Annotated in this window: 13 protein-coding genes; 7 read left to right on the top strand and 6 right to left on the bottom strand. The window is 69.8% G+C overall.

All coding sequences use genetic code 11. The features are described 5' to 3' along the window. The first annotated feature begins 212 nt into the window (after positions 1-212). The 6 genes from IE302_RS19240 to IE302_RS19215 all read left to right on the top strand — a co-directional run bounded on the left by IE302_RS19240 (position 213) and on the right by IE302_RS19215 (position 8,429). Positions 213-1,418: a hypothetical protein gene (locus IE302_RS19240; protein ID WP_191255888.1), complete on the top strand. Its 1,206-nt coding sequence runs from the start codon at positions 213-215 to the stop codon at positions 1,416-1,418. A 142-nt stretch (positions 1,419-1,560) separates the two neighbouring features. Next, positions 1,561-2,886, top strand: coding sequence for a flagellar basal body-associated FliL family protein (locus IE302_RS19235; protein ID WP_191255887.1), 1,326 nt, complete (start codon positions 1,561-1,563; stop codon positions 2,884-2,886). 3 nt (positions 2,887-2,889) lie between these two features. Then, complete coding sequence (locus IE302_RS19230) at positions 2,890-4,233, top strand: methyltransferase (protein WP_191255886.1); 1,344 nt, start codon at positions 2,890-2,892, stop codon at positions 4,231-4,233. Then, a complete protein-coding gene (locus tag IE302_RS19225) occupies positions 4,230-6,131 on the top strand; it encodes a glycosyltransferase family 4 protein (RefSeq protein WP_191255885.1) in 1,902 nt (633 codons plus the stop codon). The genes IE302_RS19230 and IE302_RS19225 overlap by 4 nt, the downstream gene beginning before the upstream one ends. Next, positions 6,124-6,663: a hypothetical protein gene (locus tag IE302_RS19220; RefSeq protein WP_229907848.1), complete on the top strand. Its 540-nt coding sequence runs from the start codon at positions 6,124-6,126 to the stop codon at positions 6,661-6,663. The genes IE302_RS19225 and IE302_RS19220 overlap by 8 nt, the downstream gene beginning before the upstream one ends. Then, positions 6,660-8,429 carry a glycosyltransferase family protein gene (locus IE302_RS19215; RefSeq protein WP_191255883.1) on the top strand — a complete coding sequence of 590 codons (1,770 nt, stop codon included), beginning with the start codon at positions 6,660-6,662 and terminating at the stop codon, positions 8,427-8,429. The genes IE302_RS19220 and IE302_RS19215 overlap by 4 nt, the downstream gene beginning before the upstream one ends. A 344-nt stretch (positions 8,430-8,773) precedes the next feature. On the opposite strand, the gene IE302_RS19210 is transcribed toward IE302_RS19215, so the two are convergent. The 6 genes from IE302_RS19210 to IE302_RS19185 all read right to left on the bottom strand — a co-directional run bounded on the left by IE302_RS19210 (position 8,774) and on the right by IE302_RS19185 (position 13,835). After that, positions 8,774-9,502 (bottom strand): Crp/Fnr family transcriptional regulator, encoded by a 729-nt coding sequence (locus IE302_RS19210; RefSeq protein ID WP_191255882.1) that lies wholly within the window; start codon positions 9,500-9,502, stop codon positions 8,774-8,776. Continuing rightward, the gene (locus tag IE302_RS19205; protein WP_191255881.1) at positions 9,502-9,663 is read right to left on the bottom strand and encodes a hypothetical protein; all 162 of its coding nucleotides are present in this window, start codon (positions 9,661-9,663) and stop codon (positions 9,502-9,504) included. The genes IE302_RS19210 and IE302_RS19205 overlap by 1 nt, the downstream gene beginning before the upstream one ends. A gap of 563 nt (positions 9,664-10,226) precedes the next feature. Then, entirely contained in the window at positions 10,227-10,895 is a 669-nt protein-coding gene (locus tag IE302_RS19200; protein ID WP_191255880.1) for a response regulator, read from the bottom strand. After that, complete coding sequence (locus tag IE302_RS19195; protein WP_191255879.1) at positions 10,892-12,016, bottom strand: sensor histidine kinase; 1,125 nt, start codon at positions 12,014-12,016, stop codon at positions 10,892-10,894. The genes IE302_RS19200 and IE302_RS19195 overlap by 4 nt, the downstream gene beginning before the upstream one ends. Positions 12,017-12,074: 58 nt before the next feature. Continuing rightward, complete coding sequence (locus IE302_RS19190; protein WP_229907847.1) at positions 12,075-12,938, bottom strand: hypothetical protein; 864 nt, start codon at positions 12,936-12,938, stop codon at positions 12,075-12,077. Positions 12,939-13,001: 63 nt separating this feature from the next. Beyond that, on the bottom strand, positions 13,002-13,835 hold the full coding sequence (locus IE302_RS19185; protein WP_191255878.1) for a helix-turn-helix transcriptional regulator: 834 nt from the start codon (positions 13,833-13,835) through the stop codon (positions 13,002-13,004). A gap of 108 nt (positions 13,836-13,943) precedes the next feature. On the opposite strand from IE302_RS19185, the gene IE302_RS19180 reads away from it, so the two are divergent. After that, a complete protein-coding gene (locus IE302_RS19180) occupies positions 13,944-15,374 on the top strand; it encodes an MFS transporter (protein ID WP_191255877.1) in 1,431 nt (476 codons plus the stop codon). The last annotated feature ends 45 nt before the right edge of the window (positions 15,375-15,419 follow it).

Genomic DNA, 15,419 nt, shown 5'->3' with positions numbered 1-15,419 from the left:
CCGCCACCGTACCGGCGAAGGGGGCCTTGCCCGCATCTCACGCGGTGAAAGACGCTTTCGCCACGTGTCATGCGGGGAAAGTCCCCTTCACCCGCCGCAAGATCGGTGCTGGACCAGGTCGTGAGTGGACGCGAGAATGTGGAAAGACCACATCAACCACCCATAAGGGTGCATGCAACACTGGCTGCCCACACCCGGCGGCAGGGGGCTGAATGAGCTGGCAAGACGAGCTTCGACTGCTGGACGTCGAGCTGGCCGCGGGTCGTATCGGACACGCCGAACACCGCCGGAAACGCGACGAACTCCTGGCGGAGGCCTCCGGCGGGACGATGCCGTCGCCGGTCCCTTCACCGTTGCGGCGCCCGGGCGGGGAGTGGCACAGCGCCAATCCCGCCGCGCGGCCGGTCGAGCAGCCGACCGTCACGGTCCAGCAGCCGCCGCAGTTCCAGCAAACCCAGCCGTACCAACAACAAACGCAGCCGTACCCGCAGCAGACGCAGCCGGTGCACACGCCGCCGCCGGTGACCGTCGAGCAGCCCAAGCCGCCCGCGGAGAAGAAGACCGCCATCCCGCGGATCGCGGACCACAAGACCACCGCGCCTTCTCCCGCCGACATCAATCCGACGGTCTACCTGCGCGCCGAGCCGCCGCCGGTGAGGGACAGGCCGCCGGCCCGCCAGCCGAACCGACCGCTCCCGCCGCTGGCCCCCGAACCCGGCCCGCGCCACCACGCTCCTCCCGAGGACCACCAGGACTACGCGGTCGTCGGCAAACGCAAGCCGACCTGGCTGTTCATCGGCGCCGGCGTGCTGGTCGTGCTGGCGCTGATCATCGGCGGGACGCTGTGGCTGGGCTCGTCACAGTCCTCGAACGTCGCCGACCAGCCGCCCGCGCCGAGCGTCGCCGCGCCGCCGGACGGTCTCGCGCCGTCGGGCCCGCCCAACAGCACCCAGACGCCGTTGGAAGACCGGCTGCCCGCGCTGCCCGGGACTCCGTCGAAGGACAACTCGACGATGTCGGTCGTGAAGGGTGTCGAGCTCAACCTCTACTCGAAGGCCGCGGGCGACTACCTCACGTCGAAGAACGTCGCGTCCGTCACCTACAAGGGTTCGAACGAAGGTGCGAACAGTTACCTCGTCCTGGTGATCCCGGCCAACGACCCGAAGGACGCGGCGGCGATCGTCAACTACTTCCGGGAGAACTCGGTCAACGCCGGACTACGCGAACAGCGCGTCGGCGATCGGCTCGCGCTCGTCGGCGCGAACCAGAACGGCCAGCTCAGCGGCGTCGGTTACGTCTCGGGGACGATGGCCGTGACCACTTGGGTCTCCCAGCCGCTCGGCGGCGACCCGCAGGCGCTCGACACCCGCCTGGAGCAGACGCTGACCTCGTTGGACACCGTTCTCCCGGCGAGCTGAGACGCACAGGTCGCGGGGAGATCACGATTCGACCCGCGAGGGCGCAGCCAGTCCGGGCAGTGCAGAATGTGCGAGGTCACCGCAGTGGTGGTATCGCGACGGCCGGGAGCCTTCTCCCGCATTGATTCGGATAAGGGGGCCGGTGGTGTCCTGGCAGGAAGAGCTGCGCAATCTGGACGAAGAGCTCGCATCTGGACGGCTCTCCGCGGACGATTACCGGCTCCGCCGTGACCAGGTCCTGTCCTCGGCGGTCGCGTACGGCGACCCCGCCCAGCAGCAGGTCCAGCAGCCCGGCCAGCAGCCGCAGCAGCCCTTCCAGCAGCAGCCGCCCGCGCAGCCGCAGCAGCAGGCGCCGCAGCAGACCGGTCAGCCCAACAGCGCCGACTCGACCCAGATCATCGCGCCGGTGAACCAGCCGCCGCAGAACGGCGAGGCCGAGCGCACCCAGGTCGTCCCGAACTGGCAGCAACAGCAGGCCGACCCGAACCGCACCCAGGTCGTGCCGCCGATGGCGTCGCCGCCGGGTGGTTTCCCGCAGCAGGGACAGTCGTCCCCGGCGGGCGGCTTCCCCCAGCAGGGCCAGGCCTCGCCCGCGGGCGGCTTCCCGCAGCAGCACCAGGGTTACCAGCAGCAACAGCCGCAGCAGCAGGGCTGGACCGACACCGACGCCAGCCCGCCGTGGGGTGGTTCGGACTTCCCGCCGATCTCGCCGGTCGGCAGCACGGAGTGGGTCAAGCAGGGCCCTGAGCTGTTCGAAGACAAGCCCAAGGGCAAGGGCGGCAAGATCGCCATCATCGCGATCGTGGCCGTCCTGGTGCTCGCCGGTCTGGGCGTCGGCGGTTACTTCGCCTTCTCCGGCGGCGGCGACACCCCGCCGGACCCGACGGCCGCGCCGCAGTCGAACCAGCCGCCCGCTCCCCCGACGTCCTCAGCCAAGCCGAAGACGCCCGAAGAGCTGCTGTTCGAGAAGATCCCGGAGCAGTCCGGCGACGAGGACCAGAAGAGCGGCGTGATCACGGCGGCCCAGCTGGCCGAGATCACCGGCATGGAGAAGGGCGAGGCGGATCTGGTCATCGCCGCCGGCGTGAAGCAGGTCGCGTACCGGGGCTCGCAGAAGCAGCCGGACGAGACCGGGCCGCAGCCGGCGAAGATCTCGATCACGGTCATCCCGCTGACCAGCCCCGGTGCCGCCGGTGACCTGGTCAAGCAGCTGCGCCAGTTCCAGACGAGCAACGGCTTCGTGCAGATCACCGAGCCGCTGCCGGGGATGCCGCCGAAGCTGAACTTCCAGAAGAAGATCGACGGGGACAAGGGCAGCTACCGGGGTACCTGGATCAGCGGCAACAACATCGTCCGGGTCGACATCCTGCAGAACCCGCTCGGCGGGGAAGAGGGCGAGAAGGCGCTGAGCGGCACGTACCAGCGTGCGGTGAAGAAGACGCTGGAAAACTACGCCGTCACCAGCTGATCGATGCCTGCTGAGACGGCACGGCTGCTCACGACCCTGCTTTCCCTGGCCGAAGACACCGGTTCGCTGTCCGACGAACTGCACTTCGCCGGCTGGGACACCGCCGAGCGTGCTCCGCTCGATCACGGCGCCGCGAACGTCCTCCGGGCGCTCGTGCTGCCGAAGGCTGCGCGGGTGCTGGAGGTCGGTGCCGGTTTCGGCGGGCTGACGCGGTATCTGGGCGAGGTCGCGGCGACGGTGGACGCCGTCGAGGCCGATCCGGTCCGCGCCGCCGCAGTGCGGTTCCGCACCCGCGGCCTCGCCACCGTGAAGGTGCACGACAAGTTGGTCCCCGGCGCCTACGACCTCGTCGTCGTCCAGCAGCCGTACGCGACGCGGAACCTGCTGTACTGGGTTCGCGAGCGGCTGTCCCCGACGGGTGCTCTCGTGGTGTTGACGGCTTCGCGCGGTGTCGCCCGGACGCTCGCGGCGGCGGGCCTCGAAGTGCGGCGTGAGCTGCTCTGTTCTCCCGGTCACGAGGTCGCCCGCGCGGTGCGCGGCGCCCAGATCGACACCGAACTGCCGCGGCTGTCCGCCGCGATCGCCGGCGGTCCCTCGAACGGTCTCGCCCTGCTCTGTGGTCCCGGCGCCGCCGCGCTCTGGCCCCCGTACCGGCTCGCGACCTACTTCAACACCGCCGAGCGCGCCGCGTTCGCCTGCACGCGTGCCGACGTCGTCCGCACCGGGGAGGGCGCCGAGGTCCGCCGCGTGCCGCTGGTCCCGTCGCCGCCGGTCGGCGGGATCTCGGTCGGGCCGTGCGCGGACAAGGTGTACGACGCCCCGACGATGGTCGAGGTCCTGCTTGACGAGCCGGAACGGGTCGCGGAACTGCTCACCGGATGGCGGGATCTCGTCCGCGCGGAGGCCTCGCGCGGGGTCGAGGCGCTGTGGGATCTGGTGCCGCACAACGTCCTCGTCGACGGCGCGAGGCTGCGCCCGATCGACCTCGAGTGGCGGAACGCGGGCGCCGGGGTGTCCGAAGTGGTCGAGCGCGGAGTGCTGGTGCTGGCCGACAAGCTCGCGGACGCGGGCTGGTCCGCGGCGGCGGACGGCGGCTCGATGCGCGATCTGGCGGGCTGGCTCGGTGTGCTGATCGGTCTCCATCCCTCCTTTGTGGACAGTGCGATGGAGCGTGAGGTCGCCTTCTCGACGATCGCCTCCAGCGGCACCGTCCACGGCACGGCAGAGGTGCGGGAGGCCATCGCCGAAATCTGGCGAAAGCGCCTGGCGAGAACCGTCCACGAGTACCGTTCAACGAAGGTCGGCGCCGGTGTGGCGACGAACGAAGACGAGGTAGCGAAGCGATGACGAGCCTGCATACCGCCGGCATCCTGACCCCGGACCGGCCGGTCGGGCACCTGTTCGAGCTCCGGGGCTGGACGACCGGGATCAGCCGGATCGACGAGATGTCCGTGTCCATCGCGGACGTCGAGGCGAACCTGTTCCCCGAGCCGTGCCCCGGCGCGCCCGAAGGCACCTTCGGCTGGCGTGCGGTCCCGGCCACCTGGGTTCCCGCGGGCACGCAGGACATCGTCGTCACCGGCCCGGACGAGCGCGTGCTGAACCAGGCGACCGTCCACGTCGGAACGCTGCCGGGCGAAGAACCGCTATGGCTGGGCGAACTCGAAGCGCCGAAGCAGGGCAAGGTCACCGAAGGACACGTCGTCTACGTGACGGGGTGGGCGATGCTGCAGGGCCGCGCGCCGAGCCTGATCGAGGTCATGGTCGAAGGCGGTGGCACGGTCAGCGCGCGCACCCGCCTTCCGCGCAAGGACGTCCCCAAGGAATTCCCCGGATTCGACGACGCCGCCGTGAGCGGTTTCGAGGCCTGGGTGCCCGTCGACCTCCCGTACGGCGAAGAGCGGACGCTGTCGCTTCGCGTCCGGTACCGCACCGAAGGCGTCGGCGAGGTCGTGTCGGCGAAGCGCACTTTCACGCTTCGCAACCCCGTCGCGGACTTGGACGACGCCGAACTCGCCGACGAGCTGGCCGGTGACACCGCCCGCGCGATGGCGCGCGTGAACATCCCGACCGATCCGAAGCACGTGCTGGTGTTCACCCACAGCCTCGGCGTCGGCGGCGGGCAGCTGTGGCTGCAGGAACTGCTGAGCCGGATGGTGACCGACCACGGCTGGCAGGTCAGCCTGGTCAGCGAAACCGACGGGCCGCTGCGCGCGGACTGCCACGAACTCGGCATCCCCGTGCACGTCACGACGCACTACCGGAACCAGACGGTGCCTGCCTACGAAGGTCACGTCGCCGAGCTGGCGCGCTTCGCGAAGTGCTCCGGAGCGGGCGTCGCGCTCGTCAACACTCTCGGCGGCTTCGTCGGCGCGGACGCGGCGAAGCGGGCCGGGATGCCTACGGCGTGGGTCATCCACGAGAGCTTCTCGCTGCCCGCGTTCGCCTACCAGAACTGGGGCCCGGTGAAGCCGCCCGCCGCGGTGTGGAAGCGCTGGGAGAGCACGCTCGGCGAGGTCGACAGGCTGCTGTTCGTCGCGGACGCGACGCGCGAGATGTTCCTCCCGTACAGCAAGCCGGAGCGCTGCCGGACCGTCCGCTACGGCACGCCGATGCACAAGTTCGGCGGCCGGACGCGGTCGGAGACGCGGCGGCAGGCGCGGAACATGCTCGGCTACTCGCCGGACGACATCGTGCTGGTCAACATCGGCATCGCGGAATCCCGCAAGGGGCAGGCGCCGCTGATCTCCGCGATGGAGCGGATCCACAAGATCCACCCCGAGGCGAAGCTTTCGATCGTCGGCCTGCACCCGTCGCCGTACGGGCTGGCGATGGAGGAATCCGTCGAGCGCGCCGGGCTGGAGAAGTCGGTCAACCTGGTGCCGATCCAGCCGGATCCGCTGCGCTGGCTCCAGGCCGCGGACATCTTCGTGAACAGCTCCGACATCGAATCGCTGCCGCGGTCGATCCTCGAAGCTGTCTGCTGCGGCATCCCCGTCGCGGCGACCGACGTGTTCGGCGCGCGGGAGATGATCGTCGACGGCGAGACGGGCTGGCTGTTCGAGACCAACGACGTCGACGCGCTGACGGCGGCGTTGCTGCGTGCGCTGGGCACGCCCGCCACGCGCCGCCGTGAGATGGCGAAGGCCGCGCACGAGAAGCTGTTGCCGTGGCTCGACCCGGCGGGTTACGCGCGTGAGTACTCCGAAATCTTGACCGAACTGAGTGGGGGCGTTCATGTCTGACACCGACATTCCCGGCCGTGTCCAGGCCGAGCTGACCCGGCTCCGGGCCGAGCGGCAGGTCTTCACCGCCGAACAGGACCGGCTGAAGGCCAAACTGGCCGACACCGAGCACGAACTGCGCGAGGCCACCGCCGCCGCGCCGAACGAAGGCGAGTCCGCCGCTGTGGACCAAGAGCTCGCCTCGCAGCGGGAAGAACTCGATGTCGCGAAGGCGCGGCTGCGGGCGCTGGAGGCCGAGGTCCTGCTCGCGCACCAGCAGCGTGATTCGCTGCGCGCGGAGCTGAAGACCTGCCGCGAGGAGCGGGACAAGCTGCGGCTCGCGCTGCTCGACGCCGAACTCGTGGTGTCGGCGGGCGTCGTCGACGCGGACGTCCTGCCCGGTGGCGAACCTTCGGCCGACCGGCAGCGGCTGCTCAACGCCGAACGGCTCGCCGCCGAGATGGCCAGGGAACTCGACGCCACCCGCCGCACCGTCAGCTGGCGGGTCACCGCGCCGCTGCGGGTCGTGCGGAAGAAGATGGACCGGCCGTGACCGAACTCTGCTTCGTCTCGGCCGAGGGCGGTTCCGCCTTCATGGAGGAACTCCTGGAGGTGGTCGCCGACGCCGTGCGCACGGCGGGCGGCAAGGCCAGGACCGCGATCGGCAAGTACCCCGAGGCCGGGAACGACACGGTGTACGTCGTCGTCCCGCACGAGTATTTCGTGACCGCCCCGGACTCCGACTTCCCGACCGCCGAACAGTGCCGCCGCACCATCGGGTTCTGTGTGGAGCACCCCGGGACGGCGACCTTCGAGCGCAACGCCGAACTGCTCTCCATCCTGGGCGGCGCCGTCGACATCAACACCGATTCGACCGCCGAGCTGCGGCGGCGCGGGATCACCGTCGAGCATTTCCAGCTCGGCTACAGCCCGCTGTGGGATCTGTGGGGCGGCGACCTCGACAGTCCGCGCGACCTCGACGTCACCTACCTCGGCACGGCCGAGCGGCGGCGTTCGGTGCTGCTCGGTTCGTACGCGCGGGAGCTCGCCGGGCTGCGGACGCGGCTGCTGACCCCGCCGCACGAGCCGATGACCACCGCCCGCGTCGACTTCCTGCCTGGCAAGGCGAAGTTCGAGCATCTCGCGCGGTCGCGGTTCCTGCTGAACCTGCACCGCGAGCAGAAGCAGACCCTGGAGTGGGTGCGGACGCTCGAAGCGATGACCAACGGCTGTGTGGTGGTCAGCGAGACGTCCGCCGACGTCGAACCGCTGGTCCCCGGCGAGCATCTGGTGCTCGCGCGGCCGGAGGCGCTGGGTTCGGTCGTCGCCGCGCTGGCCGACGAGCCCGAACGTGAACGGCATCTGCGTTCGGCCGCCTACGGTTTCGTGAAGTCGCTGGACATGACGGCGTCCGCGCGGCGGCTGATCGACCTGGCGGCCTCGCTGGGTTCGACGCCGGCCGCGGACATCGCCCCGGCACGGGCGCTGGCCACGAGCCTGCGGAACCCCGAGAACGCGCTGGCCGTCGACACCCCGTCGTTCGACGCGCGGTTCGCGGGCGACCGGTCCACCGGCGGTCCGGCTTCGGCCCGCGGGACGGCGTTGTCGGCACGGATCGCGCAGCGCGCGGCGGGCGCGCGACGGGTCGCCACCCGTCGCTGGGAGCCCGCGGCTGCTTCGTCGGCGGGCACCGCCGACGTCGACGTGCTGATCGTGCGCCGGACCGGTGAGGTCGACCCGGACGAGCTCGCGAACGACCTGCTCACCGGCAGCGTGACCCCGCGGAAGGTGCTCGTCGGCGAGGACGGCGTGCACCCGTGGCCGCGGCCGCGCCCGTACGACGTCCTGCTGCACGACACCCCACTCGGCCGCGGGTTCACGCGGAACTCGCTGCTGGAGCGTTCGGCGGCGTCCTGGCTGCTGGTGCTCGACGGCGGGATGCGCGCTTCGGAGTTCCTGCTGGAGCGGTTGCTGGCCGCTTCCGAGGGCGCCGACGTCGTGCACTGCCCGGTCGCGGATCCGGTGGACGGCCTGGTCGGCGCGTTGCCGCCGGAGGAACGGCGCCTGCGGACGCTGCCGTACCTGGGCAGCGGCTATCTGGTGCGGCGGTCGCTGGTCGACGAATTCGGCGGGTGGAACTCCGAGGTGCTGTTCGAGGGCCTGGAGGATCACCTGTTCTGGCGGCGGGTCGCCTCGGCCGACCGGCCGGCGACGCTGGTGCAGCAGGTGCTGCTGCGCCGGTTGCGGCCGGATCCGGACTCGCGGCCGATGGACCTCGACCCGCATCGGGTGTGGGCGGCGGTCGGAAGCGCTCTGTAGGTCTCAAGCGCAATGAAAGGCCCCTTCATCGCAAATTTTGCGATGAAGGGGCCTTTCATTGCACGGGGAGTGGGCGTGGCGTTAGTCCGAAAGTGTGAGTTGGGCCGTGTCGGTGAACGACCTCCCCCGGTGATGCGCCTTATGGGCAGAGCATCGTTGCGTTGTCGGACGAGGAGGAACAGCCATGGCCTGGGAAGTCGCCCTGGTCGCCGCGCTGGCCGTCGTATTCGTCATACGGCTCGCGCTTCAGCTGAAGCGCGGCTGACATCGTCTTGCGCACCCCGCGGCGCAAAAAATGAGGAAGAACGGGGCTTTCCTCGCGGATTTCCCGGTGAAAGCCCCGTTCATCCCATCGCGATTCGACGGCCGATCCGCATCTGCGGAATCCGCCGCGGCCGGGCGGCAGGAGACGGGGAAAGCGGAGGGCCGTCCTCGCGCAAGCGTTTCTTCACGTGGATCGTCTTGTATCCGGTGGTCAAGAACCCCTCGTTCTTCAGTTTCGCCATCTCGGCGTTGACCGACGCCGCCGAGGCGCCGATCGCGGACGCGAGATCCGCGTGGTTCAGCCCCACGTCGATGACGACGCCGCTGTCACCGGGAATCCCGTAGAGCGCCTGCAGCCGGGTCAGGTACGCGGTCAACCGGCTCCGGACCTTGGCCGTCGCGAAACCCAGCGCGACGTTCCGCAGCCGCAGCCGGACGGCCAGGTCCACGGCGATCAAGGCCATCGCCTGCTTGTCGTCGTCGAGAAAACCGTGGAAGGCGTTCTGCGGGATCTCCAGCGCACGAACCGGTTTCGTGGCGACGAACGAGAGGTGGCTCGACCTTCTGGCCAGGCAGTCCTCGACGCCGAGGACGTCACCGGCGCCGAGCAGGTCCACGATCATCGGCGGCGTGCCGCCCTGTGCCGCGCGCAGCGCCTTCACGAAACCGGATCGCAGGATCAGCACCGGGGGCGTCGGGTCGCCCTGGTTGAGCAGAGTCGTTCCGGCCGCGTGGTCCACGTGCTTGCCGAGGTCGAGCAGCCGCTGGCGCTGCCGTTCGGTGACCGCCGCCAGGAAATCCCCGCCCATCAGCCGACCACCGCCGCGAACGCGTAGAGGATCGCCGGGAGTCCGGCCACGAGCGCGGCGACCGATCCGATGACCTTCGCGGGCTGGGCGACCCTTCCGGCGAGCAGAAGGCGGGTGAGGATCGCGGCGAAAACGATGTAGGCGAGAACGACGACGCCCACGGTGAGCACCAGAAGTGGATCAGATGTCTTTGCCGTCAATAGTAACTCCCAGTGAGAGAAGAAAGCGCGTCGAGTCCTTGCCCGGCAGGGTGAGAATCACGTCAGGTAGGTGACGTCGCCACGCGTCGTTCAGCCGGAGACTAGTGCTCAGCGCCATTGCGAGAAAGCAACACAGTCTCTGTCACCACTGTCCGGGGAGCGTTTTCGCGACGGAAAGTGACCGCCATTCCGCGCGACGGCCGAGCGGAAAATCACGCAGCGTGCACAAAGGCGAGAGGAGATTCGGCGCGGCACTCTTGGACTCGCGAGGAATTCAGCATTAGCAGTACGCGCGGATGATTTCTCATCGCCCGCCGGAATTCGGCGACGGCTTCACCGGTCCCCTGGTGGAGACGAAGATGAGACGGCGACGGCAGCCGAGACGGCCGCCCGCCCACGCATGCCCGGGACGTGCATCTGCACGTGCACTCCCCCGAATTAACGGAGTGTCAGCGTTACGTCCCACTTGACGACTCCCCGTGAGCGGCGGGATTTTTCCGCAATCTCAGCTTTTTGGGGGAACCTCACGGGCGGCGCGGGCTGACCAGGCCGGACTCGTAGGCCAGCACCACCAGCTGTGCCCGGTCGCGCGCGCCGATCTTGGTCATGATGCGGCTGACGTGCGTGCGCGCGGTGGCCGTCGAGATCACCAGATGCGCGGCGATCTCGTCGTTCGACATACCGCCGGCGACCAGGCCGAGGACCTCGCGTTCGCGGTCGGTGATCTCGCGGACGGCGCTCACGTCGATGCGGCGGTTCTCCGGCCGGTCGACGAACTCCGCGATCAGCCGCCGGGTCACGGTCGGCGCCAGCAGGGCCTCCCCCGCGGCGACCACCTTCAGCGCCCGCAGCAGTTCCACCGGATCGGTGTCCTTCAGCAGGAATCCGCTCGCGCCGGCGCGCAACGCCTCGTAGACGTACTCGTCGACGTCGAAAGTGGTCAGGACCAGGACCTTCACCCCGGCCAGCTCCGGGTTCGCGGTGATCCGCCGCGTCGCTTCGAGCCCGTCGACCCCGGGCATCCGGACGTCCATCACGACGATGTCCGGTTCGTGCTCGACGGCGGCCGCGACGGCCTGTTCGCCGTCACCCGCCTCGGCGCAGACCTCGAAGCCGTCTTCGGTCTCCAGCAACACGCGGAAACCGGCGCGCACCAGCGCCTGGTCGTCGGCGAGAACCACCCGGATCGTCATTCGTCCCCCTTGATCGGCAGATCCACGCGGACCTGGAATCCGCCGTCCACCACGGACGTCGTGAGCGCGCCCCCCAGCGCGGCCGCCCGTTCGGCCATCCCGCGCAGCCCGTGTCCGGGCGCGGGCTCGACGGCGCCATGGCCATCGTCGCGGACGAGCAGGGTCAGCGCACCGGTTTTCCGCTCGAACCTGACGTCGACCCCGCGCGCCTGGTTCGCGTGGCGGACCACGTTCGTCAGCGATTCCTGCAGGATCCGGTACGCGGCGCCGTCGACCGGGGCGGGCAACTGCCCCGGCTCGCCGTCGACGCGGACCTCCAGCCCGGTGGCCCGCGCGTGCTCGAACAACTCCTCGGCCTGCGCGAGGCTCGGCGCGGGCGCCTTGTCTTCCCCGGACCGCAGCACGGCCAACGTCGCGCGAAGGTCCTTCAGCGCCGAAGCGCTCGCTTCCTTGATGTTCAGCAACGCCTCTTTGGCCTGCTCGGGGCGTCTGTCGGCGACGTGCGCGGCGACCCCGGCCTGGACGTTGATCATCGCGAGGCTGTGCGCGACGACGTCGTGGACCTCGCGGGCGATGGTGAGCCGTTCCTGCTCGGCCATCCGGTGGCGGTGCTCGTCGGCCTGCTCGCGGCGGGCCCGCGCGGCGGCCAGCCCGTTGCGCACCGCCGTCCCGATCCCGACGACCGCGATCACCCAGACGACCCCCAGCCCGGCACGCACGTCGAAGGTGCCGAACCCGTGCCGGACGAACAGCACGATGCCTGCCGCCAGGAGCAGCGATCCGCCGGTGATGCTCGCGACGACCGGCCCGCGGATCTTCGTGAGCATGAACAGCGCGATGGTCGGCAGCACGATCGCCGGCCCGCCCGGGTTGCCCGACGCGTAGTAGCCCAGGGTCAGCGCGGACGTGAGCAGGAAGATCGGCATCGGGTACCGGTGGACCACCAGCAACGGCAGTGCGGTGGCGACCAGCCAGAGGACGCCGGACGTGGTCAGCGGCGGGGTGTCCGGTTGCCAGCGGGAAGCGCTGCTCGTGGCCCCGAGGACGAACCCCAGCGGCAGCACCACGCGCAGCACGCGGCCCACCCAGGGGCTCCACGGATACCGTTCTTTCAGCAGCACAGGACGAAAGCTACCCGGGGCGGAGGCGTACTGCGTCCGTTGAAAAGCGGCTTCCCGGCTACGCCGCGTGCGGTAGCCGCCGTAGGACCGAAGTCATCAGCAGGACCCCGCCGATCACCTGGACGGCCAGCACCGGAACGGCCAGTACCGGGGCACGATCCGCGGATCCCATGGCGAACGCGCCGAACAGGCCCCACGCTCCCGAGCCCGCCATGGCGCCGGCGCCGGTCCACACCAGCACCAGCCGCGGCCAGAACCTGCCCCGCGAAACGGTCGCCAGCGCGATCGCGGCGAGCAGGCCGAGCACCGCGATCACGGCGTCCTGGCCGCGGGCCGACAGGCCGCCGGAGCCGAACGCCCAGATCGTGTGGCCGATCGCGCAGACCACTGCGGCGACGATGCCGAGCTTGCCGGCCACGCCGATCGTCCCCGGCCGCACGGTGCCGGTGACGACGAACCACCAGCGGTCGCGGGCGTAGAGCACGAACGCGGTCAGCAGCAGGACACCCTGCCAGGCGAATCCGCCGTAGACGACGGCCCAGACCCAGTTCTCCAGCGGCATCTCGGTCAGCTGTGGTTTCGCGAGGTCGGCGACGATCACCGGGAGGTTCAGCACGATCGGCGCGAGCAGTCCGGTGCCGATCCAGATCGGGAACAGCACGAGCGGTGCGGGGATCCGGCGGCCCCAGGAGTAGGTGAACGCCAGTGCGAGCACCACCGCGACGACGTCCATCCCGCCGGTGAGCAGGTTCGCGAAGAGCATCAGGTCGGAGTCCACAAAGGACGGATCACGAAGGCCGAGGCTGCCGCCCGTGACCCAGGAGGCTTTGAGGGTCAGGTACGGGAGCGTGCCGAGGATCGCGGCGTAGCAGACGATGAGGCGGGAACTGGAGACCTTGGGGGAGGCCATGGCTGCGGTCATGCTCTCAGCGTCGGCGCTGACGCCGCGGAAAAACTCCCTCGCGAGCCTGGTCCGCCTCCCCCTTCAGAAGGAGCTGGGCAGTTTCGCCGCGGTTTCCTCGTCCGCCGGGGTCAGCGTCGCCAACGAGATTTCGGAACGCCGCCCGAGGTACAGGTAGGAGAACTCGAACCGCAGCAGGCCGACGTCCGGGTGCAGGTACCGCTTGAGCACGATCCGCTCGGTGGAGACGTCGTGTTCCTTCCACATTCGCTCGAAGACGTCGGACTCCTGACGCAGCCGCTTGACGAGGTTCTTCCACGCCGGTTCGGCGAGGTGTTCGGCCATCGCCGCACGGAAACCGGCGACCACGCGGGGCAGGTTGAGTTCCCAGTCCGGGAGCCTCCGCCGCCATTCGGGGTTGGTCAGGCACTGGATCAGGGTGTTGCGGTCCTCGAACGGGATCTCGTCGAGGCCGCCCATCAGCCAGTTGTAGGCCCGGTTGTAGGCGAGGATGTCGCAGCGCGCGTTGCGCACGCAGACCGGGAAGGGCTCCAGTTTCGCCATCATCCGGTGGACGTTCTCGCTGAGGAGCTTGCAGTCCTTCTCCAGCGGCGGCTCGGGCGCGCCGGCGAGGGTGAACAGATGCGTGTGCTCGTACGGGTCGAGCCGCAGCGTGCGGGAGATCGCGTCCAGTACCTGCTCGGACGCGTTGATGTCGCGGCCCTGTTCGAGCCACGTGTACCAGGTGACCCCGACCCCGGCCAGCTGCGCGACCTCCTCGCGGCGCAGTCCCGGCGTGCGACGCCTGCCGCTGATCGGCAGGCCGACCTGGTCCGGGGTGATGCGCTCGCGGCGGCTGCGCAGGAAAGCGGCCAGTTCGTGCCGTCGCACGTCGGCCACTCGCGAATCGACGGTCATGGTCACCTCATCAGGTTCGCAAAGCTCGAAGCCGGTTACCAGGTAGTGGTGGTACCAGGATAAACACACTCCTGGTACCAGGGTGGGGATCGGCCGATCGTGGTATCCATGACTTCGACGCAAGTTCCGGTGACGCCTGCGCGCGTCGCCGCCGGACCGGCCCTGACCTCTGCGGGCCTGTTCACCGTGCTGCTGGGGACGGCACTTCCCCTGATCGATTTCTTCATCGTCAACATCGCCTTGCCCGCGATCAGTTCCGACCTTCAGACCTCTTCGGCGACCTTGGAACTGGTGGTCGCGGCCTATGGGATCGCGTACGCCGTGCTGCTCGTCGTCGGCGGGCGGCTCGGCGACGCCTTCGGCCGTCGGAAGCTGTTCCTGATCGGATTGGCCTCGTTCACCGTCACTTCCCTGCTCTGCGGGATCGCGCCGACGGCGTTGACGCTGGTGTTGGCGAGGGCCGCGCAGGGGGCGGCGGCCGCGCTGATGCTGCCGCAGGTGCTGTCGATCATCCAGGCGACCACGACCGGTGAACGCCGGGCCAAGGCGCTGGGCTTCTACGGCGCGACAGCCGGGCTCTCGATGGTGCTCGGTCAGTTCCTCGGCGGGGCACTGGTCGCCGCCGACCTCTGGGGCACGGGCTGGCGGCCGATCTTCCTGATCAACGTTCCCGTCGGGATCGCAGGCCTGGTGGTCGCCAGGAAGCTGGTCCCGGAGAGCCGCTCGCGGAACCCGATCGGCGTCGACCGTCCGGGCACGGTCTTCCTGGCGATCGCCCTGGTGTCGCTGCTGCTCCCGCTGGCCGAGGGTCCGGTGCTGGGCTGGCCACTGTGGACGGTCGCGCTGCTCGTGGTGTTCCCGTTCGCCGCGGCCGGGTTCGTCCACGTCGAACGCCGGATGGAACGCCGGGGCGGTGTGCCGCTGCTGCCGCCGTCGGTGGTGCGGATGCCGAGTGTGCGGCAAGGGCTGTTGGTCGGTGTGCCGTTCTTCATCGGGTTCAGCGCGTTCATGTTCGTGTTCGCGGTGACGTTGCAGGACGGCCTGCACCTCGGCCCGCTCGGTTCGGGTCTGGTGACGGCGCCGCTCTCGCTCGCGTTCTTCGTGATGTGCCTGGTCAGCAGCCGGCTGGTGACGCGGTTCGGGCAGCGGGTGGTGGCCGCCGGGCTGTCGATCCAGCTGCTCGGGCTGCTGGTGCTGATCGGCACCGCTTCTCTGGAGTGGCCGGATCTGGGTGTGCTCGATTTCGCGCCGGGGATGCTGCTGTGCGGTCTCGGTCAGGGGCTCGCGATGACGACCGTGTTCCGGATCGTGTTGTCGAAGGTGCCGCCGGAGATCGCCGGGGTCGGCAGCGGGATGCTGACGACGTCGCAGCAGGCCGCGATGGCGCTGGGAGTGGCGACGCTGGGGACGCTGTTCGCGTCCGCCGGGGCGGGCCCGCTCGGGATGAAGGGTGCGTTCGTGCTGGTCATCGGGATCCAGGCGGTGCTGACGGTCGGCGTGATCACGGTGGCGCGGCGGCTGCCGGACCCGCGGATCTGAGAAAGTTCGATTTCACCCGTCGGAGTTGTGGCTCCCCGAGCGACG

It is taken from the genome of Amycolatopsis oliviviridis (genome assembly GCF_014654365.1).
GTDB lineage: Bacteria > Actinomycetota > Actinomycetes > Mycobacteriales > Pseudonocardiaceae > Amycolatopsis > Amycolatopsis oliviviridis.
Note: the sequence above shows the minus strand (reverse complement) of the source record. Positions and strands in the feature narration are given on the sequence as shown.

Coding starts and splice junctions, on each gene's coding strand:
- IE302_RS19220 (WP_229907848.1), top strand. CDS start 6,124: ATGTCTGACACCGACATTCCCGGCCGTGTCCAGGCCGAGCTGACCCGG.
- IE302_RS19225 (WP_191255885.1), top strand. CDS start 4,230: ATGACGAGCCTGCATACCGCCGGCATCCTGACCCCGGACCGGCCGGTC.
- IE302_RS19240 (WP_191255888.1), top strand. CDS start 213: ATGAGCTGGCAAGACGAGCTTCGACTGCTGGACGTCGAGCTGGCCGCG.
- IE302_RS19180 (WP_191255877.1), top strand. CDS start 13,944: ATGACTTCGACGCAAGTTCCGGTGACGCCTGCGCGCGTCGCCGCCGGA.
- IE302_RS19185 (WP_191255878.1), bottom strand. CDS start 13,835: ATGACCGTCGATTCGCGAGTGGCCGACGTGCGACGGCACGAACTGGCC.
- IE302_RS19200 (WP_191255880.1), bottom strand. CDS start 10,895: ATGACGATCCGGGTGGTTCTCGCCGACGACCAGGCGCTGGTGCGCGCC.
- IE302_RS19210 (WP_191255882.1), bottom strand. CDS start 9,502: ATGGGCGGGGATTTCCTGGCGGCGGTCACCGAACGGCAGCGCCAGCGG.
- IE302_RS19230 (WP_191255886.1), top strand. CDS start 2,890: ATGCCTGCTGAGACGGCACGGCTGCTCACGACCCTGCTTTCCCTGGCC.
- IE302_RS19190 (WP_229907847.1), bottom strand. CDS start 12,938: ATGACCGCAGCCATGGCCTCCCCCAAGGTCTCCAGTTCCCGCCTCATC.